The sequence below is a fragment of the Pseudomonas reactans genome, assembly GCF_013387025.1.
Lineage (GTDB): Bacteria > Pseudomonadota > Gammaproteobacteria > Pseudomonadales > Pseudomonadaceae > Aquipseudomonas > Aquipseudomonas reactans.
In genome coordinates this window covers 1-17,843 of sequence record NZ_JACAQP010000019.1, presented here as the reverse complement: position 1 = coordinate 17,843, position 17,843 = coordinate 1, and the positions used below count along the sequence as shown (strand labels likewise).

The 17,843-nt window shown below is 58.8% G+C and carries 20 protein-coding genes; 10 read left to right on the top strand and 10 right to left on the bottom strand.

What is annotated here, in order from left to right; translation table 11 throughout:
- The first annotated feature begins 159 nt into the window (after nucleotides 1-159).
- Nucleotides 160-534, top strand: coding sequence for a c-type cytochrome (locus HX793_RS19945; protein ID WP_016979624.1), 375 nt, complete (start codon nucleotides 160-162; stop codon nucleotides 532-534).
- Here HX793_RS19945 and HX793_RS19940 read toward each other — a convergent pair whose 3' ends face one another.
- The 5 genes from HX793_RS19940 to HX793_RS19920 all read right to left on the bottom strand — a co-directional run bounded on the left by HX793_RS19940 (nucleotide 535) and on the right by HX793_RS19920 (nucleotide 5,340).
- Nucleotides 535-2,556: an LTA synthase family protein gene (locus tag HX793_RS19940; protein WP_177059953.1), complete on the bottom strand. Its 2,022-nt coding sequence runs from the start codon at nucleotides 2,554-2,556 to the stop codon at nucleotides 535-537.
- Nucleotides 2,557-2,627: 71 nt separating this feature from the next.
- Nucleotides 2,628-3,239 (bottom strand): hypothetical protein, encoded by a 612-nt coding sequence (locus HX793_RS19935; protein ID WP_016979622.1) that lies wholly within the window; start codon nucleotides 3,237-3,239, stop codon nucleotides 2,628-2,630.
- Nucleotides 3,239-4,507, bottom strand: a complete 1,269-nt coding sequence (locus tag HX793_RS19930) for a sialidase family protein (protein WP_178905533.1) — start codon at nucleotides 4,505-4,507, stop codon at nucleotides 3,239-3,241. The genes HX793_RS19935 and HX793_RS19930 overlap by 1 nt, the downstream gene beginning before the upstream one ends.
- A 21-nt stretch (nucleotides 4,508-4,528) precedes the next feature.
- Nucleotides 4,529-5,074, bottom strand: a complete 546-nt coding sequence (locus HX793_RS19925) for a cytochrome b/b6 domain-containing protein (protein WP_177052255.1) — start codon at nucleotides 5,072-5,074, stop codon at nucleotides 4,529-4,531.
- Nucleotides 5,074-5,340: a PepSY domain-containing protein gene (locus HX793_RS19920; protein ID WP_016979619.1), complete on the bottom strand. Its 267-nt coding sequence runs from the start codon at nucleotides 5,338-5,340 to the stop codon at nucleotides 5,074-5,076. Before HX793_RS19920 ends, HX793_RS19925 begins: the two co-directional genes overlap by 1 nt.
- Nucleotides 5,341-5,486: 146 nt before the next feature.
- Here HX793_RS19920 and HX793_RS19915 point away from each other — a divergent pair, with 146 nt between their 5' ends.
- The 3 genes from HX793_RS19915 (at nucleotide 5,487) to HX793_RS19905 (ending at nucleotide 8,142) form a co-directional block, all read left to right on the top strand.
- Entirely contained in the window at nucleotides 5,487-6,149 is a 663-nt protein-coding gene (locus tag HX793_RS19915) for a response regulator (RefSeq protein ID WP_016979618.1), read from the top strand.
- On the top strand, nucleotides 6,146-7,501 hold the full coding sequence (locus HX793_RS19910) for a sensor histidine kinase (RefSeq protein WP_177096890.1): 1,356 nt from the start codon (nucleotides 6,146-6,148) through the stop codon (nucleotides 7,499-7,501). The genes HX793_RS19915 and HX793_RS19910 overlap by 4 nt, the downstream gene beginning before the upstream one ends.
- Before the next feature lie 68 nt (nucleotides 7,502-7,569).
- Nucleotides 7,570-8,142 (top strand): hypothetical protein, encoded by a 573-nt coding sequence (locus tag HX793_RS19905; protein ID WP_177052253.1) that lies wholly within the window; start codon nucleotides 7,570-7,572, stop codon nucleotides 8,140-8,142.
- Here HX793_RS19905 and HX793_RS19900 read toward each other — a convergent pair.
- From HX793_RS19900 to HX793_RS19890, 3 genes are all read right to left on the bottom strand, one after another.
- Nucleotides 8,081-8,497: a hypothetical protein gene (locus HX793_RS19900; RefSeq protein ID WP_306790383.1), complete on the bottom strand. Its 417-nt coding sequence runs from the start codon at nucleotides 8,495-8,497 to the stop codon at nucleotides 8,081-8,083. The genes HX793_RS19905 and HX793_RS19900 overlap by 62 nt on opposite strands.
- 145 nt (nucleotides 8,498-8,642) lie before the next feature.
- On the bottom strand, nucleotides 8,643-8,930 hold the full coding sequence (locus HX793_RS19895; protein WP_177052252.1) for a colicin E3-like toxin immunity protein: 288 nt from the start codon (nucleotides 8,928-8,930) through the stop codon (nucleotides 8,643-8,645).
- A 15-nt stretch (nucleotides 8,931-8,945) separates the two neighbouring features.
- On the bottom strand, nucleotides 8,946-10,109 hold the full coding sequence (locus HX793_RS19890) for an S-type pyocin domain-containing protein (RefSeq protein ID WP_177096893.1): 1,164 nt from the start codon (nucleotides 10,107-10,109) through the stop codon (nucleotides 8,946-8,948).
- Nucleotides 10,110-10,272: 163 nt separating this feature from the next.
- On the opposite strand from HX793_RS19890, the gene HX793_RS19885 reads away from it, so the two are divergent.
- Both HX793_RS19885 and HX793_RS19880 read left to right on the top strand, forming a co-directional pair.
- Nucleotides 10,273-10,569 carry an ArsR/SmtB family transcription factor gene (locus HX793_RS19885; RefSeq protein ID WP_177096894.1) on the top strand — a complete coding sequence of 99 codons (297 nt, stop codon included), beginning with the start codon at nucleotides 10,273-10,275 and terminating at the stop codon, nucleotides 10,567-10,569.
- 179 nt (nucleotides 10,570-10,748) lie between these two features.
- On the top strand, nucleotides 10,749-11,930 hold the full coding sequence (locus HX793_RS19880; protein ID WP_177096897.1) for an MFS transporter: 1,182 nt from the start codon (nucleotides 10,749-10,751) through the stop codon (nucleotides 11,928-11,930).
- Nucleotides 11,931-12,066: 136 nt separating this feature from the next.
- Here the strand turns inward: HX793_RS19880 and HX793_RS19875 are convergent, their stop codons facing one another.
- Nucleotides 12,067-12,438: a PH domain-containing protein gene (locus tag HX793_RS19875; protein ID WP_177052249.1), complete on the bottom strand. Its 372-nt coding sequence runs from the start codon at nucleotides 12,436-12,438 to the stop codon at nucleotides 12,067-12,069.
- 127 nt (nucleotides 12,439-12,565) lie between these two features.
- Between HX793_RS19875 and HX793_RS19870 the strand changes: the two genes are divergently transcribed.
- Nucleotides 12,566-13,201, top strand: a complete 636-nt coding sequence (locus HX793_RS19870; RefSeq protein WP_095013466.1) for a LysE family translocator — start codon at nucleotides 12,566-12,568, stop codon at nucleotides 13,199-13,201.
- Between the two features lie 8 nt (nucleotides 13,202-13,209).
- Here HX793_RS19870 and HX793_RS19865 read toward each other — a convergent pair whose 3' ends face one another.
- On the bottom strand, nucleotides 13,210-13,539 hold the full coding sequence (locus tag HX793_RS19865) for a hypothetical protein (protein WP_177052248.1): 330 nt from the start codon (nucleotides 13,537-13,539) through the stop codon (nucleotides 13,210-13,212).
- Nucleotides 13,540-13,716: 177 nt separating this feature from the next.
- Here HX793_RS19865 and HX793_RS19860 point away from each other — a divergent pair, with 177 nt between their 5' ends.
- From HX793_RS19860 to HX793_RS19850, 3 genes are all read left to right on the top strand, one after another.
- A complete protein-coding gene (locus HX793_RS19860; RefSeq protein WP_177052247.1) occupies nucleotides 13,717-14,253 on the top strand; it encodes a sigma-70 family RNA polymerase sigma factor in 537 nt (178 codons plus the stop codon).
- On the top strand, nucleotides 14,250-15,215 hold the full coding sequence (locus HX793_RS19855) for a FecR domain-containing protein (protein ID WP_177052246.1): 966 nt from the start codon (nucleotides 14,250-14,252) through the stop codon (nucleotides 15,213-15,215). Before HX793_RS19860 ends, HX793_RS19855 begins: the two co-directional genes overlap by 4 nt.
- A gap of 92 nt (nucleotides 15,216-15,307) precedes the next feature.
- The gene (locus tag HX793_RS19850) at nucleotides 15,308-17,716 is read left to right on the top strand and encodes a TonB-dependent siderophore receptor (RefSeq protein ID WP_177096899.1); all 2,409 of its coding nucleotides are present in this window, start codon (nucleotides 15,308-15,310) and stop codon (nucleotides 17,714-17,716) included.
- The last annotated feature ends 127 nt before the right edge of the window (nucleotides 17,717-17,843 follow it).

Genomic DNA, 17,843 nt, shown 5'->3' with positions numbered 1-17,843 from the left:
AAGGTGGAGTAGAACACGTCTATATAGGTTCGATTGAATGTGTTTGAGGCGATGGGTGGTCGTTTAGAGGGCTGCGTTGCTACGTGAATCATGACCTGAGTGGCCATTGGGGCCGGACAAACAGGCATAATCCTCTCTCTACCTGTTGTGGAGCCGTCCATGAAGTACGCCGTGTTCACCCTCGCCTTGGTCCTCAACGCGAGCCCCGCCTTCGCAGCCGGCGATGCCGAGGCCGGCGGCAAGCTCTTCACCAAGACCTGCGGCGGCTGCCACAGCATCGGCGAAGGTGCGCGAGGTGGGTTCGGGCCAGAGCTCAACGGCATCATCGGAAGGCCCGCCGGGACCACCACGGACTATCAGTACTCCGACGCGATGAAAAACTCCGGCGTGGTCTGGACCCGGGACAAACTCGCCGCCTACATCGAGGCGCCGAAGAAGGTGGTAAGTGGCACGCGGATGATCTTCTGGGGCATCAGTGATCAGGAGAAGATCGAAAACATCCTGGCGTACTTGGAAACCTTCCAGCCCAAATGATCACTCGCGCACGTTTCTGAACAGCATCAACCGCGCACTCTCATGCAGTCCTCGGGTCAGCCCCTGCAAGCGTTGAAACTCTTCGGGGTGTTGTTCGGCCACGTCGTCTCGCGGGGTTTGCGACGCCAGGTCATGCAATGTCGGTGAACTACCGTCGTGCTGCATCTGCAACAGGAAGTCCTTTGTTACGCCGCCAATGATCGGAAAAGTCCCTTCGCGCAACACCAGCGGCACCACGCGCTCGCCCTCAGGCGCGGGCTGCTGGATGTCGCGTCCCATCGCGCCGTTGCGAAACGGCATACCGGCCATGCCCGCCACGGTAGGTAGCAGGTCAGCCAGGCCCACGGCCTGTTCAACCACCCGAGGTTCCAGGCCGGGGGCGTGGATCAGCAGCGGCACGTTGTTACTTTCCAAACCCAGCTGCTCAAACGCTGGCGCCATATGCGGGATCTGGCTGATGCGCGTGTTGTGGTCACCAAAGAACACAAAAATGCTGTTGTCATACCAGCCGCCGGCCTTGGCGATTTCCATCAGGCGGCCGATGTTGTAGTCCAACAGGCGTACCGCGTTGTACTGCTCGACGCTGCGCGAGCCGGCGGCCTGGACCTGTTCCAGAGTCACATCCTTTATCTGGAACCCATCGTTCTGCTTGGGGATGGTGAACGGACGATGGTTGCCGGAGGTTTGCAGGTAGGCGAAGAACGGTTGGTCCTTGGGCACGGCGCGCAGCAGTTGGTCGCCTTCCTTGAACAGGTCCAGGTCGGAAATGCCCCACACGTCTACCCGAGGCGAACGCCAGTGGCTTTCTTCATACAACTGCACGCCGTCGATGCTCTGGCGGATCAGCGCATTGATGTTCGCCCAGCCGGCGTTGCCGCCGATCATGTAGAACTTCTGGTAACCCTCGAACGCGTTGATCAGCGTGTGTTGCCGGGTGATCAGCGGGTTGCGGGTGGCGGTCTCCTGGCGTGTCACGTCCGGCACGCCACTGATGCTCGCCCAGACAGTCTTCGCCGTGCCGGTGACGGGTACGTAGAAGTGTTTGAAGAACCAGCTCTGGCTGGCGAGTTTGTCCAGGTTCGGCGTGGGGTTCAGCGGGTTGCCATAGGCACCGACGGCACTGGTGCCGAGGGATTCGAGCATCACGAAAACCACATTGGGCGGGCGCTCACCGGCCAATCGGTAGGGTTGCACGCCTTGTTCGCGGATAAAATTCAGTTGCTGCGCATCGGGCTGATCAACCCCCAGGTAGCGGGCGATTTGCGGGTAATGCTCGCGCACTTGGGCTTCATCGAATTGCGACTGGCCGACCTTGAGGGTGTCGTACAGGAACAGCACCGGGTTCAGGCCCACGGCGGCCACCTGGCTATTGCCAGAGAAGAACGCATCGCTCCAACGCAGGGGCACCGGGTTTTCCAGGTTCAGGTTGGCGACGCGGCCTAGCAGGGCAAGTAGCACCGCGACAATACCGATCACCGAGACCGATGCCAGCGTCCACTTGCCGATGACGGTGCTTGGGCGATCCAGGGTCAGGCGTTCCAGGCACACCAGCGCCCATACCCACAGCGCGACGGCCGCCAGCCAGCAAGCGGTTATCCACAGCACTGGGTAGGTTTCCCACACCATCTGTTGAGATATCTGCGCGTCTTGCAGGTAGCGCAGCACTGTCGCGTTGATGCGGACGCCGAGGTAGGCGTAGTGGCCAAAGTCGATGATGTAGACGAGGCCTACCACGGCCAGTGCGACCACCAGATACCCGCGTGCCAACCAGCGCAGAGCGTGCTGTGTGATGAGGTTCCAACGTGGCAGCCAGGCCAAAACCGCAAGCGGCAGCAAGATCAGCACCGCCAGGCGCAGGTCGAAGCGCAGGCCGATGCCCAGGGTTTCCAACAGTTGCGGGGTGTTGAATGCCAGGCCGGAAAAACCCACTAAAAACACCAGGCGCAAAGCCGCCAGCAACACGAACACCAACCCGATCGCGCCCACGCCATAGCGCAAGCGGCGTGATTGCAACGCACTCATATTGATCTTTCCCTATTTCTCAAACGACACAAGTCCACTGTGGGAGCGGGCTTGCTCGCGAAAGCGGTCGGTCAGTCAAAGCTGTTCTGACGGATGTACCGCATTCGCGAGCAAGCCCGCTCCCACAGTTTGAACTGCATTAATCCCGCTACTACGCAGTAACCCGCTAAAAGTGGGTCCACCAGATAGTCCCAATAGTTTTCCGACGCCTTCAGCCGCAGCGCGAACGCCAGCGTGCCCAGCGCCAACATCCACACCGCTAGCGCATTGCGTAGCCACAGCATCACCAGCGCCGCAACCGCTACCAGCACAATCATCGGCCGAGGGTTGAACCCCCAGCGATACGGATCGAAATACGTCAGCCCCAACGTGGCCGGGTACAGCGCCAGGCTCAGCAGCCCAAACAGCGCGAGCAGTTGAACCTGATGGCGGCGATTGACCGCCTGCACCAAGCCCAGCCGGCACAATCCCACCCACGCCAGCAACACCAAGGTGCTGATCGCCAAGTCATCGGTAAAGCTGCGCACATACGCTGCCAATGGCAGCTCGTTGATCGGGATAAAACTCACCGCCACCAGCACCGGCAGCAACCACGGCCGCCATGGCGTGGTGAAGCGCAATGCGCACAACACCGCGAACCCCAGCAACACAAAACTCAAATGGGCCTGCCACACAGAAACCATCACAGACGCTCCGCCAGCCAGGCTTCGTTGAAGCTGACATGTTTGATAAAGGTGTTATTCCACGAGTACACCAAGTGGTAGGTGCCGTCTGGGCTGCGGCTGAAATACGGGTATTCGTATTCGAAATCGCAGCCAGCGGGTTTGCATACGCGGTAGTCCAGGCTGCTGAGGAAGCGTTGTTCCAGGGGCAGGCGTTTTGCGCCGCTGGAGGCGCGGAAGCCTTCGCCGATGATTGCCTTGTAGGCCTCGGGCGAGAAGGCCTGGCCCAGCGGGTCCGGTGACTGGTCCAACTGCACCACCGTGCGCCACTGGCTGAGCTGGGCGTCGGTACCGTAAAGGCTGAGTTTGAAGCGGCCGTCTTGCAGGTCATTCAGCGCCACCAGCAAACCGTCATCTTGTGTGCCGACGGCGGCCAACGATGAGTTGGGGTTGGCCGGCTCCAGCGGGTAGGGCTCGCTCCAGGTCTTCCCGGCATCAAGGGTGCGGCTGGCCAATACGCGGTGATGAGTGTCTCCGGCGTAACGCAACATCGCGACGGCGCGCTGGCCGTCCAGCGGGACGATGGTCGGTTGCAGGGAATGCTTGCCGCGGCTGATACGGAACTTGTCGATCACGGCCCCGTCGGCGCTCAAGTACAGGTACTCGGCAAACTTGCCCATGAATTCGTGATACACCGGCAGGCCGATGGAACCGTCGGCATGGAACACCGGCGCGGCGCGTACCAGGGTGCTGATATTGAAGAACGGCGAGGTCACCAATTGCCTTGGCGCCGACCAGTTGACACTGAGGTCATCCGAGACCATCACATTGATCGCACTGGCGGCCCAGCCACCGACGGACACCGACACATAAAACATCCACAGGCGTTTATCCGGAGCCAGGGCGATCACTGGGTTGCCGAGTTTGCGGATATAACGCTGGGTGCCGTCGCGGGTGCTTTCCCGTGTGGCCAGTACCTGTTCGGCGCCCCATTCGCCGCTGTGGGCATCGAAGCGCGCGGTGCGTACTTGTACATCGGCGGCGCCTTCGCGCGAGCCGGCGAACCACACCGCCATCAAGTCGCCGCCGGGCAGGGCGGTGACGGACGAAGAGTGCACAAAGTCCGTGAGCTGCGTGGACACAAACCGGCTGGTGTATTGCGGGGCTGCCGCCACTTTAGCGGCATTCGGGGTCGCCTGAGCAAACGGCGCCAACACATGGGGCGGATGGCTTTGCCAGGCGGCAAAAAATACCGCCAACAGGCTGCAAATCAATAAGGCGGAGCGCATAGGAGACCTGTGGATAAAGGATTACTGCGCACGTTCATCCGGCAGGCGCTTCCTGCGACCGGTGAGCATGGATAACGGCAGGTTGTCGCGCACCTGGGCACTTTCAAACAGCGCGGCCAGCACGTGGATACACACCAGGCCCAGCAGCACATCGGCAGCGGTCTCGTGGATTTGCAGCGGCCAGTCGGCGCCCCACAGGGCATCCACTTCCTGCATCAGGAAACCGCTGATACCGATGCTCAGCAGTGCCAGCAACATCAACAGCATCACCAGCGCGCCAATCGGCGAGTGGCCCAGGCGATGCTGCGGCCGGCCATTGAGCAGTGAGCGCACATGGGCATTCAGGCGTTTGGGGGTAGGCCAAAAGTCCACCCAACGCGCACTGCGTGGCCCGACAAATCCCCACACCACACGCACCAGCAGCCAGGCCATGGCGTAATAGCCCAGCCAGACATGCCAGTCGTCGCCTGCTTCGTTTAAGAAGTAATTGGCGACAAAGACCCCGGCGATAGACAGATGAAACAGCCTCACCAACGGGTCCCACAGGCGCAGGGATTCGCCTGGCATCAGCCCTTGATCTCAGTCTTTACGGCTTTGCCGGTGACGGGATCGTGGTAGATCTCGACCTTGCGCTTGTCCTTGTCGAAGCCGTAGATCTCGTAGCAATTGCCATCGGTGACCTTGAACTTACTGATGGTGTAGCCGTCGGCCTTGAGCTTGTCCTGGAAGGCTTTTTCGTCTTGCCACTGCGAGCGCTCGGCCGTGGTGCACTGCGGGCCGGCGATGGCCAGTGGGCTGGCGAGAATCAGGGACAGCAGGAGAATTTTGCGCATGGAAAAGCTCTCAGCAAATGTGGGAGGTTTCACAGTGCAAAATCAACCTTAGTGCAACCTTAGTTGGCAACGAGCCGTAACATCTTTGCCAGGGTAACCCCCGCAAAACCCGGCATGATTTCGCCGTTTCCTACAGAGAATCAGCAATGCGACTACTCCTTGTCGAAGATGACCGTGCCCTCGGCCAGGGGATTCGCGTGGCCTTGGCGGCCGAAGGCTATACCCTCGATTGGCTGCAAGATGGCGTCGCCGCCCTGCATGCACTGCGTACGGAGTCCTTCGATTTACTGCTGCTTGATCTCGGTCTGCCGCGCCTGGATGGTCTTGACCTGTTGCAGCAACTGCGTGCCGAGCAGCACGACTTACCGGTGCTGATTCTCACCGCCCGTGACGGCACTGCCGAGCGCATCGCTGGCCTGGACGCTGGCGCCGACGACTATCTGGTCAAACCCTTCGACGTCGAAGAACTCAAGGCCCGCGTGCGTGCTCTGTTGCGCCGCAGCCAGGGGCGCGCGCAACCGCTGCTGGAACACGCCGGCATCAGCCTTGACCCGGCGAGCCAGCAAGTGCGCTACCAAGACGCGGAAATCATCGTGACGCCGATGGAATACCAACTGCTGCACCAACTGATGGTGCGCCCTGGCAAAGTCGTGACCCGCGAGCGCTTGTCCCGTGCGCTGTATGGCTGGCAGGACCGGGTGGAAAGCAACACGTTGGAAGTATTGATCCATAACCTGCGCAAAAAGTTATCCACCGAGCTGATCCGCACCGTGCGTGGTGTTGGCTATGTGCTGGTGCTCACGCCATGAGTTCGGTGCGTGGGCGCATCCTCATTCCGGTGCTGGTGCTGATCCTGTTGGGCGACGCCCTGATCAGTTGGCTGGTGCTGCGCGACAGTCACCACGAAATCGAAGAAGTCTACGACGCCCAACTCGCCCAAAGCGCCCGCCTGCTGCAAGGTGTACTGCGCCAGCGCGACCCCGGCGACGCCGACTGGGACCGGTTGCACGAGGCGTTTGACCAGGCCATGAGTCGTGTGGGCGAGGAGGGCGTTGCCCATCCTTATGAAACACGGCTGACCTTCCAGATATGGCGCACGGACGGCCAACTGTTGGTGCGCTCCGCCGAAGCGCCGGTGTTGTCGGCACCGCCGTCTACCCTCGGCTCCCATGACCTGATGGACAATGGCAACGACTGGTGCGCTTTCCTCCTCGCCGACCCGCAGCAAGGCTTGCTGATTTGGGTGGGCGAGCGCGATGACATTCGCCAGGGCGTGATCCAACGCATCATGCGCCACACCCTTTGGCCGACATTGATTGGCGTGCCGCTGCTGACGCTATTGATCTGGCTGGTCATCGGCTGGGGTCTCAAGCCCTTGCGGGCCATGGCCCTGTCGATTCGCGGGTGTAACACTGACACGCTGCAGCCGCTGCACCTCAAACCGTTGCCCAACGACCTGGAACCGATGCAGACCGCGTTGAACCGATTGCTGGTCCAAGTGGATGATTTACTCGAGCGTGAACGCCGCTTCATCGCCGACGCCGCCCATGAGTTGCGCACGCCCTTGGCGATCTTGCGCATCCACGCGCAAAACGCTCAAAGCGCCGAGACACCGGAGCAACGCCGCGAAGCCTTGGACTTTCTGGTCAACGGCGTCGACCGCGCCACGCGCATCGGCAGCCAGTTGCTGACCATGGCCCGCATCGAACCGCAACTGAACAACCCCAAGTGCATCTCCGTGCAACTCACCGAACTGGTGCGCGAAGAGTTGGCTGAATTGACCCCGTTGGCCATGGAAAAAGGCGTGGAGCTGGTGCTGGAAGGCAATGAGGAGTGCTGGGTCGAGACCGAGCCCGTGGCCCTGGCCATTGCGCTGCAAAATCTGGTGACCAATGCCCTCAACTTCTCCCCAGCGGGCAGCGAGGTGAAAGTGGTGATTGGTAGCAACTGCCTGAGCGTGGAAGACCAGGGGCCGGGCATTGACGAGGCAGAAATGGGGCGCCTGTTCGAGCGGTTCTACAGTCGAGGCAACGCCAATGGCGCGGGGTTGGGCTTGGCGATTGTCGAAATGATCGTGAGCAAGATCGGCTGTCGGTTGGCACTGCATAACCGTGAGCAAGGTGGATTGTGCGCGCAGTTGGTGTTTAACGAATCGGCATAGTGGCGGAACATTCTGTTTAAACGCGGGTCCAGTCATTACTCACTCTCACCTCGATAAGGACATCCCCCGTGAAGCGAATCGCGCTGCTCTCCCTCGCCCTGGCGCTGGGCGCCTGCCAATCCAACCAACGCGACTCATCGCCCAGCCTGCTCAAGGACGGCATTCAACTGCGCCAGAAAACCGTGGCCGTAGATGCGGAGCACGCCAAGGTCATCATGAAGGCCAGCGGCGGCACCAACCCCGTCGAGTTCGCCATCCGCCGCGAAGGCGACCCCGACCAACGCCTGGAAACTCTCGGCACTGTGATGGATACCGGTGAAGGCAAGGTCTTCAACTGGATCGCCAAGCTGAACCAAACGGTGGCGAGTGCGGGGTTCAAGCGGTTTCCACAGTTGGAGATTCAGGCGGACCCTGGCAAGAAACTCACCGTGTCCAGCTCGGCGAGAAGCCAGGGCAATGGGGCTTATTACAGCTGCGGGCCGGTGATGAGCACGTTCAGCCCGGAGAAGGCCAAGGTGTATTTGGTGGAGTTTCAGTTCCTGCTCAACCGTGCGGCGTGTGCGCTGCAGGTGTTTGATATTACGGATCCGGGGAGTCGGGTGTTGATCGGGGGGGCGGGGAGTGAGGTGAAGGAGGGATGAACGCGGGCGTTTGCCTCCGTTTGCGTGGTAAAGGCTGGGCGAATACCACACCGTTGAAGGTGTGGGTGTAGCCATCGCAAATGGGTTTCATCTGCTCGGGCGTCAGCTGTGGATTGACCTTTTGCAGCAGGCCGGCTTCGTCGATACACAAGCCGCTGTAGTAGCTATTTTCATCTGTTCTCACGTAGTCATGCTTGTCGCTTTCATGTTGCGCAACTATCCAGAACACCGGCTCCGGGCGATTCAGGCGGGCGTTGGCTTCGCTGAAAACCAGATCCCAGGGATGACCGACTTTGGATAGGAGGAAGCGGAATAGTGGGGTGTAATCAAATCCGTGTTGATGGTGGCTGTGCATTGAGCCTCGAGTTGATAGGGTGCGCTGTACTTTTTTGCTGTGGCGTTCGCACCGGTAAGCGCCGCAACTCCCGTGGCGTACGCCATGGGTTCGGGTGTTGACTGAGCGGTAGAGGAGGTGCTTCTGCAGTACAGGTCTCATTGCATCAAAACTCCTTGTTAGGTTGCTTGGGAGGTGGTGGCCAGGCGCCTTGGTAGCGGAAGGAGATTTGATAGTCGAAGTGGTCGGGTTCAATCATGTGTTGGAAGTACGGTTGAACAATCACTAGCCACTTAGGCAATACGTTGAATACATCTGCATATATCGCAGTTTCTTCAGCTAAACCCAACGCCTCAAAAACGACGTCTGAATCTTCGATGTCCGCTGAGTACTCATGCGCTTTTAAGTCATTGCTGTGCTTTTCGTACCATCGTAATTTGATTTTCATCACCATTTTCCGAGTTCCTCGTTATCTGTAGATTCGACGTTTCGGGTCCGCTGGGCCTCGACGTTCGGCGGTGTAAGGATCAAACGCGCCAAGGTGTTCTAGATCACTGTTCCGATAGACTTCCAGCTCGCCTTTCTTGGAGTCCCATTCAAATATCTTTCTTCCTTTTGCGTCTATCCAGCGTTCACGTAAGCCGGCTCCACCTCTTCTTGGTGTCACAGGTTTTTGGGGAATCAGACCAGGGAAGCCTGTTATGTTTTCGATTTCGGGCGCAGGGAAGTAATCATGGTCTGGGTTTTTGAGCCCTTTCCTTGGATTATTGATTACCACATACAGCGGCCGAACCCCTGACTCCACCGGAAATACCAGAATGAAATCCCGATACTCCGGCGGGTAAATCGGGTTCACCAGAATCTGCGCCGCTTTCTCCGTCGGCGGGTAAATCCATATCACTGGCGCTTGCGGCGCAGCCTCCAACGCCGGAGTACCTAACACGTCGCCTGGATCAACGGCAGGTGTCCAGATCAGCTCCGCTCCCTCACCCAAATCCGCCACAAACTGATCGCCACGGTGTTGGAACTGCACCACATCAATCATCTGCCAGTCAGGGTTGTTGCCTGTGTAAAAAACATACCCCTTGAGCGTGCCGTCCTCCTTTTGCTCGACATGCAGCCGCATCTGCGAACGCGCCCGTTGCATCGAGCGCAATTGCGCTTCGCTGTAGAGCGCGCTATCGCCCAATTCCGATGGCCAAGCCAGCGCCACCAAACCTGTCAACAATCCACCAGCAGCGGACACGACTGCAGTGGCCGCCGACTCCAAAACTGCCGAACGCAATGCCAATTGCCCCAACCCGGCAGGCAAAGCGCTACCACTGATCTTGCGTAAGGCAACCGTCCCCCGGCTGTCCACTTCACGCCCGCCCAACAGGCTTAAATGGCTGTACTCCTTGATCAACTCCAGCGGGACATAACCGGCTGGGTTGAAGTAGTGAGTGATGCCGTCAGACAGTTGGCAGGGCTTGATAAAGACCCTGCCGGGAGGTTTGGCTGTCGCGGGTGGCGGGGCAGGGGATGCCTGGAAGTAATCAACAGATGGCGAGTACGGCACACGCGATGGCTGCGGGGTCAGGATCCGTCGCTTGCGTAACTCTTCTTCTGTGGGTGGGTAAACGCGTTCTGACATTTCGGCTCACTTCCTTGTGCGAAGGCGTGAGCGTACGAGGGGGAGCCGGTGGCAGATATTGGCTTTGTTCGATAGGGCGTGTGGGAAAGTCTGCGGGAAATCATTCCGGAGGCCTTCCATTTCTTGTTGCCAAACGATTAGCTAATAAACTAATCTTTTCGCCATGACTTCAATCCTGATCCAGACCAACGCCCTCGCCAACCCAAACCGGTTGCAGATCCTTGAATTGCTCAAGGAGCCAAAACTGCACTTCGCCGTAGGCGAGTTTGATGAGCATGAGGGGGTTTGCGGCCTGTACATCTCCGAAAAGCTGGGCATCTCCGCGCCCACAGCGTCAGCCCATCTGAAGGTCCTGGTGCAAGCGGGCTTCCTGACCTCCCTACGGGTCGGCAAGTTCACCTATTTCAAGCGTGTTCCATGGGTGATGGACGCGTTTGCGGAGGCGGTGAAAACGATATGAAGGCGCGGTTTTAAAGGTTTTTATTTGCCTAAAAGATTAGTGTATTAGCTAATTGAGTAATTGAATAAATTTCCTATCAGCTCCGCCATGGGGCAGGCACAAGGGTGACGTAATGAACACCGAGAACCCATTCGATTCGAGAAAACCTTCCCACTCGTCAACTGTGGGAAATCGCTGATATGTCTAACGCCATGAGAATTTTCCTGCTCGCGTTTATCAGTTTTCTGCTGGGGACGGCCGAATACATCATCGCTGGGATCCTGGGGCTGATTTCCCAAGACTTGAAGCTGCCGATCCCGGTGATTGGCCAGATGATCACGGTGTTCTCTATCGCCTTTGCCGTTGGCACACCGATTGTGATTACCCTCACAGCACGCATGAACCGTAAAAAACTGTTGGTCCTGTTCATGCTCATGTTCGCAGCGTCCAACGTGATCATGCTGGCGTTCAGTAGCTACAGCCTGCTCAACGTCGCCCGCGCAGTCGCGGGCCTTAGCGCTGGCGTGGTGGAAGTGGTGCTGTTGACCCTGGCGGCACTGTTGGCGCCACCGGGTAAAAAGGCCAGTGCTATCGCAACTGTCGTCATGGGCTTCAGCGCGGCCTTGGTGGTCGGTGTCCCGTTGGGGCGGGTTATCTCCAGCCTCATGGATTGGCGGTTCATTTTCGTCGGTATCGGTGCGCTTACTTTATTCTCGTTGGTCGCAGTACTACTCTGGATTCCCAATACCGAAGGCGAAACAGCGATTCCACTCATCCAGCAACTCAAGCTATTCAAGAACAAACAGATTTCCATCCTCTACGTAATGACGCTGTTCTGGATCAGCGCGTTTTCCATCATCTATTCCTATATCACCCCGTACCTGTCCGGCATTACATACATGGCCGAGGGCGAAATCAGTGTGATGCTGCTGGTGTGCGGCGTGGCCAGCATCATCGGTTCGCAACTGGGTGGCCGGTTCACCGATAAGTCGGGCTATGTCTTCACCCTGTTGGGCGGGCTGCTGATTCATTGCGCAACGTTGGCGCTGTTTGCATTCTTCGGGCACATCGCCTGGGCCATGTGCGTCCTGCTGATTACCTGGTCCTTGTCCGCATGGTCTTCGGGACCTGCATTGCAATTGCGCCTGATCAGCCTGGCGCCAGAATCAACCAGCATCATCTTCAGTTTCTACACGTCGATGATCCAGTTCGGCATGGCGGCGGGTGCAATCGTGGGGGGATTGGTAATTCAATCCGGGATGTTGGGCGCTCTACCGGTGGTGGGAGCCATAGGTGTGCTGGTTTCATTGCTGTTGCTGGCGAAGGTGGTGCAAGGGAGTGGTGAGGTAGTGCTTGGAGGATGTGTGTCGGAAGAAGGGTGATGGGCTCAGCCTGATGATCCATTTTGGTGACTGCGATTTTCATTTGTTGCGGACAAACCACGCAGGGTGCATCTGTTCAATTCGGGTTTGCAGTAAAGAAGACCTTGGGACGCCAAGGTCTTTTTTTACCTGTTGATCAGCCCAAGAGGTGCTTGGAAATCAACCGCGAGATTTCGACGATCGAGGTCTTCCCGGTAAATTCGAATTTCACCTTCCCAAGCGACGAAAAGTAAATCTCCAACTCCGAATCCAGGTCAAACGTTCCGGACGTCTCCACCGAATACGCGACGATGTTCTTGTACGGAAGCGACGTGAAATCCTTCTTGCTTCCGGTAATCCCCTGCACATTCACCGCGATAATCCGCTTGGTGGTAAACACCACCCCATCACGCATGGCCTTGTACGCATCCACCACGTCTTCGCCGTCCAGCAGCAGGTCGGCGACGCGTTCAGCGTATTCGTTGTTTTGCTTGAGTTTGAAGAAACCTTTGTTGTTGAAGTCGATCATGGGCCTGCCTCTTGGGTGTATGCCGTTTTGCTCGCGGATCTGTATCTAACGCGGGCATTTTGAACGCCCTACCATGGCGGCCAACCTTGCAACCTTGGCCAGATGTTTCAAAAAACGGAGCCCCATCATGCCTGAACTGTCCAACTGGTTGGCCTATGCGCTGATTTCACTCGGCATGGTGCTCACACCCGGCCCGAATATGATCTACCTCATTTCCCGCTCGATCTGCCAGGGGCGCACGGCCGGGTTGATCTCATTGGGCGGCGTGGCGCTGGGGTTTCTGGTTTATATGCTGTGCGCGGCGCTGGGGATCACTGCATTGGTGATGGCAGTGCCGTTTGCCTACGACGCGCTGCGCTTCGGCGGGGCGATGTACCTGGCGTATATGGCTTGGCAGGCGATCCGACCGGGCGGGCGCTCACCGTTCCAGGTGCGGGATTTGCCCAAGGACAGCCCGCGCAAGCTGTTCACCATGGGCCTGGTCACCAACCTGCTGAACCCCAAGGTGGCGGTGATGTATTTGTCGTTACTGCCCCAATTCATCGACCCCAACGGTCACGGCAGTGTACTGGCGCAATCGCTGGTGCTGGGTTTTACGCAGATTTTTATCAGTGTGAGCGTCAATGCGGTGATTGCCACGATGGCGGGTTCCATCGCGGTGTTTTTCGTCACTCGGCCGGGGTGGCAGGTGGTGCAACGTTGGTTGATGGGGTCGGTGTTGATGGGGTTGGCGGTGCGGATGGCGGTGGAAGGGCGGCGGTGAGTTGTGCTTTATAGGACGGCTTTGAGATAGTCCTTGAGTGCGCCGAGCGGGGCGTTGAGTTCATCCAATGTCGACGCTTGGTGTGCATCCACCGCCAGCCGGTGCAGTTCGCGGCCCATCACGGTATTGGCGCCACCCAGGGAATCGAGCGCCAGCGTCAGACATTCATTGAGCTTCATCTGAATCCCGCCCAAATCCCCCTGCCGCACCAACAACCCAAACACCTCGCGGTCATACCCCTCCATCACCGGATCATCCCGTAAAACCGGGCTGCCGCCGTCCGTCTCGTGCGCCAGCTTCAGTGCAAAGAGCGCAACCGCTTCCAGCGTCAATTCCATGGTTTCGCTTCCTCGGCGTCTTTGGGGGGAGTAGGGGAGGGCGATGATCCCTGTTCTGTGACGGAAAAAAAAGACCTGGGCTACACGCCTGCTGTTGCAGTGCGGTGGCTTTTGCTCGTTGTAGTGGCCAGTTTTTCTCATTACCATTGGGAACAATTCTTATTCGTAGGGCTTTGTATGCCCCCGCTTCCCGAGCCCGTCGCCGCACCTTTCAGTGTTGGCAGCCTGTATTCGGCCCATCACGGCTGGATTCAGCGCTGGCTGGCCCGAAAACTCGGCAATGTCAGTGATGCCGCCGAGCTGGCTCACGATGTCTTCGTCAGGTTGTTGAGCCATCCGCGTGAATTCGGCAGCGATGGACATGCGCGTGCGTATCTCAGCACGTTGTCGCGCAATGTGTGTGTGGATTTCTTCCGACGCAAGCAGGTAGAGCAGGCCTGGCTTGAGGTGTTGGCGAGCCGGCCTGAAGACTGTGTGCCTTCGGAAGAACATCGCGCATTGGTGCTGGAGGCCCTGGTGCATTTGCAGGCGATGCTTGATCGCTTGCCGCCCCAGGTGTCCGAGGCATTCTGCCTGGCTCAGATCGAGGGCTTGAACTATCGCGAGATCGCGCTGCGGATTGGCGTGAGCGAGCGCACTGTCACCAAATATATTGGCCAGGCCATGTTCCAGTGCATGGTGCTGGAGGCTGAACTGGAGGGTGCCTTGTCATGAGCACCAACCCCGGTGGCCTCGATCACGCCACCCTGCAACAAGCCGCTGACTGGTTCGCCCGCCTGAGTGCCGAGCCCGATGCGTTGCCGTTGCATGAGGCCTGGCGTCAATGGCATGCCCTCAGTGACGTCAACCGGCTGGCCTGGAGCTATGTCGCACGTGTAGGCCAGCGCTTTGCGCCGTTGCAGGACGATGCCGTGGGAGTTAGCAAGACGCTGGAGAGTCTGCGGCATTCTCAGCGTTCGCGGCGCCAAGTGTTGCGCGGGTTGTCGGTGCTCATGGGCGGCACTTTGTTGGGTTGGGCCGGCTGGCAACAGCGCTGGTTGTCGGGGGGCTGGAACACGGATTTCCATACCAGCACCACGGTGTTGGGCGAGCAACGGTTGGCTGACGGGACGCGTATCTGGCTTAACAGCGGTACGGCGTTGGATGTGAATTTCAGCGCGGGCCAGCGCGAGTTGAAACTCTATAGTGGCGAAGTCCTGATCAACACCGGCAAGGACGGGCGACCGTTTGTGGTGCAAACACCCCAAGGCCGCTTGCGTCCGTTGGGTACGCGCTTCAGCGTGCGTGAGCTGGACGGGCACACGTTGCTCAGTGTGTTCGAGGGCAGCGTAGAGGCTGCCTGTGGGGATACTGATCAACGCCGCGTCCTATCGGCGGGGCAGGGCGTTCTATTTGATCGACAGCGTCTGGCCGCAACGCAACGTGCCCAACCTGGGCGCGAGGCTTGGTCAAAAGGCGTGCTGATGGCGAACGATATGCGGCTGGGGGACTTCATTGGTGAACTGGCCAGCTACCGACATGGCCATCTGGGCATCGACCCTCAGGTCGCCCACCTTCGGGTGATGGGTACTTATCCACTGCAAGACACCGATCAGGTGCTGGCCATGCTTGAGCAGGTCTTGCCCGTGCGCATCGAGCGGCGCTTCGCCTGGTGGACCACGGTGGTTGCGCGCTGACATTTTTTTGCATCTCGTGCTTCCGGTTTTGGCTGCTCATTCGAATTAGAGAAGGACAACGGCTTGATGCCTCCTTCGACCGGAACTGTTTTATGTCCTCATTCCTGCGTAACGCACCACAACCTTTGGCGCTGGCTATCGCGTTTGCCTTGGCCATTCCCGCCAGCCTGAGCATGGCGTCACTGGCGGTAGCCGCTGAACAATCGAGCGTGCAGACCTACGATCTGCCAGCCGGTGCCCTGGCCGACCAACTCAACCAACTCGCCACCCAGGCCGGCATCTACCTGGCGGGCAATGCCGCGCTCACCGCCGGCAAGACCAGTGCGGCGCTGCGCGGCAGTTACACGGTTGACCAGGCGCTGCAAACGCTATTGGCGGGGAGTGACCTGACGGTGGTGCAGACCGGCGAGGGGCGCTATCAACTGCAGCCGGGTGCGGGCGGGGCTTTGCAATTGGGCGCGGTGTCGATCTCCGGCATGGCGCCGGGTTCGACGACCGAAGGCACCGGTTTGTACACCACGTATTCGTCCAGCAGTTCGACGCGGCTGAACCTGACCCAGAAAGAAACCCCGCAATCGCTCACGGTGATCACCCGCCAGCGCCTCGACGACCAGAAACTCACCAACCTTACCGAAGTGCTGGAAGCGACGCCGGGCATCACTGTGCTGCGCGTCGGCGTGGGCGCGGAGAACGATACTTACTGGTCCCGTGGTTTTCAGATCAACAACTTCGAAATCGATGGCGTCCCCACCTCGGCGCGGTTGGACAACACCACCCAGAACACCGCGATGTACGACCGTGTTGAAGTGGTGCGCGGCGCCACCGGGTTGATCAGCGGTTCGGGTACGCCCTCAGCGACCATCAACCTGATCCGCAAGCGCCCGACCGCCGAAGCCCAGGCCAGCATCACTGGCGAGGCGGGCAGTTGGGACCGTTATGGCACCGGTTTTGATGTATCCGGGCCCTTGAACGACAGCGGCAATATTCGTGGGCGCCTGGTGGTGGACTATAAGAAGCAGAACTCCTGGGTCGACCGCGTCAACACCGACTCGCAACTGGTGTACGGCATTTCCGAGTTCGACCTGAGTGACGCCACCATGCTCACGGTGGGCTTCAGCTACATCAACAACCAGGTCAACGACCCGCTGCGCACCGGCTTCCAGATGTTCTACAGCAATGGCAATCGCACAAACTTCAGCCGTTCGGCCAACAGCGCGCCGGACTGGGCGTACAACGACCGCAAGCAGACCAACGTCTTCACATCTATAGAGCACCAGTTCGATAACGGCTGGAGTGGCAAAGTGGAAGTCAGCCACACCCAGAATGAATTCGACGAACTGATCAACTATATGAATGGTGATATCGACCAGGTCACCGGGCAAGGCGCCTATCTATATCCAAACCGCTGGTCAGGCACGCCGCGCCAGAACAACCTTGATGCCTACTTTACCGGCCCTTTCAGCCTGTTTGGGCGCGAGCATGAGTTGATCGCTGGCGTCACGATGTCGCGCTACAACGAAAATACCCCAAGTCACGGCGGTTGGTTCGGCTCCTGGACCGGCTACGACGGCACTGTGCCCAACATTTTCAACTGGAATGGCAGTGGCGCCAATCGCCCTGACACCACGCCGGTGGGCAAGACGCACATCGAAGAAAACCAGTACGCCGCCTACCTGACCTCGCGATTCCATGTCACCGACAACACTGCTGTCATCCTAGGCAGCCGTGTCACCGACTGGAAGCGCAACAACGAAGTCAGCGTTTACGCCGACCCGTCCCAGAACACCGAAAGCAAGGAAACCCGTAACGGCGTGTTCCTGCCCTACGCCGGAATTGTCTACGACCTGAGCGAGACGTGGGCGGTGTACGCCAGCTACACCAAAATCTTCAACCCGCAGGCCTATGGCGTTCACGACGAAAACAACAAAGCCCTCGACCCGCAGGAAGGTACCGGCTACGAGGTTGGGGTAAAAGGCAGTTTCAACGACGACAAACTCAATGCCAGCCTGGCGCTGTTCAAGATCGACCAGGACAACTTGGCGGTGTACGTGCGAGCGCCGGATATCTACCGCCTGGAACAAGGCACGACCACCAAAGGCGTCGAGCTGGAGCTTAACGGTGAGTTGAGTGAGGGCTGGCAGGCGTCAGCGGGGTATGCGTACAGCGTGAGCACCAATCAGGACGATCAGCGCATTGTCACGACCAGCCCGCGGCATAGTCTCAAGACGTTCACCACTTACCGGCTGCCGGGTGTATTCGACAAGGTCACCGTGGGCGGCGGCGTGAACTGGCAGAGCAAGACGGGGATGGACCTGCACACGTTCGAGCAGGGGAGTTATGCGCTGACCAATGTGATGGCGCGGTACGACATCAGCAAGAACCTGAGTGCCACGCTGAATGTGAACAACGTGTTTGATCGTAGCTACTATGCGTATGCGGACAGCTGGAGTGTTTATGGCGCGCCGCGTAACTTCATGACGAGTTTCAAGTACACCTTCTGACGGTGCCGCCCGGACGGGCTCTTCGGTAAGGAAAAAGAATTTCCATGCGGGGGTTGACCACGAATTTTAAAGCTGTATTATTCGCCTCCCGCTGACGAGAGATCTGAAGCGCAAGTGGTTGAAGTTG

Excerpts from the sequence above, each read along its gene's own strand:
- HX793_RS19945 (WP_016979624.1), top strand. The coding sequence starts at position 160 with ATGAAGTACGCCGTGTTCACCCTCGCCTTGGTCCTCAACGCGAGCCCC.
- HX793_RS19940 (WP_177059953.1), bottom strand. The coding sequence starts at position 2,556 with ATGAGTGCGTTGCAATCACGCCGCTTGCGCTATGGCGTGGGCGCGATC.
- HX793_RS19935 (WP_016979622.1), bottom strand. The coding sequence starts at position 3,239 with ATGGTTTCTGTGTGGCAGGCCCATTTGAGTTTTGTGTTGCTGGGGTTC.
- HX793_RS19930 (WP_178905533.1), bottom strand. The coding sequence starts at position 4,507 with ATGCGCTCCGCCTTATTGATTTGCAGCCTGTTGGCGGTATTTTTTGCC.
- HX793_RS19925 (WP_177052255.1), bottom strand. The coding sequence starts at position 5,074 with ATGCCAGGCGAATCCCTGCGCCTGTGGGACCCGTTGGTGAGGCTGTTT.
- HX793_RS19920 (WP_016979619.1), bottom strand. The coding sequence starts at position 5,340 with ATGCGCAAAATTCTCCTGCTGTCCCTGATTCTCGCCAGCCCACTGGCC.
- HX793_RS19915 (WP_016979618.1), top strand. The coding sequence starts at position 5,487 with ATGCGACTACTCCTTGTCGAAGATGACCGTGCCCTCGGCCAGGGGATT.
- HX793_RS19910 (WP_177096890.1), top strand. The coding sequence starts at position 6,146 with ATGAGTTCGGTGCGTGGGCGCATCCTCATTCCGGTGCTGGTGCTGATC.
- HX793_RS19900 (WP_306790383.1), bottom strand. The coding sequence starts at position 8,497 with ATGCACAGCCACCATCAACACGGATTTGATTACACCCCACTATTCCGC.
- HX793_RS19895 (WP_177052252.1), bottom strand. The coding sequence starts at position 8,930 with ATGGTGATGAAAATCAAATTACGATGGTACGAAAAGCACAGCAATGAC.
- HX793_RS19890 (WP_177096893.1), bottom strand. The coding sequence starts at position 10,109 with ATGTCAGAACGCGTTTACCCACCCACAGAAGAAGAGTTACGCAAGCGA.
- HX793_RS19885 (WP_177096894.1), top strand. The coding sequence starts at position 10,273 with ATGACTTCAATCCTGATCCAGACCAACGCCCTCGCCAACCCAAACCGG.
- HX793_RS19880 (WP_177096897.1), top strand. The coding sequence starts at position 10,749 with ATGTCTAACGCCATGAGAATTTTCCTGCTCGCGTTTATCAGTTTTCTG.
- HX793_RS19875 (WP_177052249.1), bottom strand. The coding sequence starts at position 12,438 with ATGATCGACTTCAACAACAAAGGTTTCTTCAAACTCAAGCAAAACAAC.
- HX793_RS19870 (WP_095013466.1), top strand. The coding sequence starts at position 12,566 with ATGCCTGAACTGTCCAACTGGTTGGCCTATGCGCTGATTTCACTCGGC.
- HX793_RS19865 (WP_177052248.1), bottom strand. The coding sequence starts at position 13,539 with ATGGAATTGACGCTGGAAGCGGTTGCGCTCTTTGCACTGAAGCTGGCG.
- HX793_RS19860 (WP_177052247.1), top strand. The coding sequence starts at position 13,717 with ATGCCCCCGCTTCCCGAGCCCGTCGCCGCACCTTTCAGTGTTGGCAGC.
- HX793_RS19855 (WP_177052246.1), top strand. The coding sequence starts at position 14,250 with ATGAGCACCAACCCCGGTGGCCTCGATCACGCCACCCTGCAACAAGCC.
- HX793_RS19850 (WP_177096899.1), top strand. The coding sequence starts at position 15,308 with ATGTCCTCATTCCTGCGTAACGCACCACAACCTTTGGCGCTGGCTATC.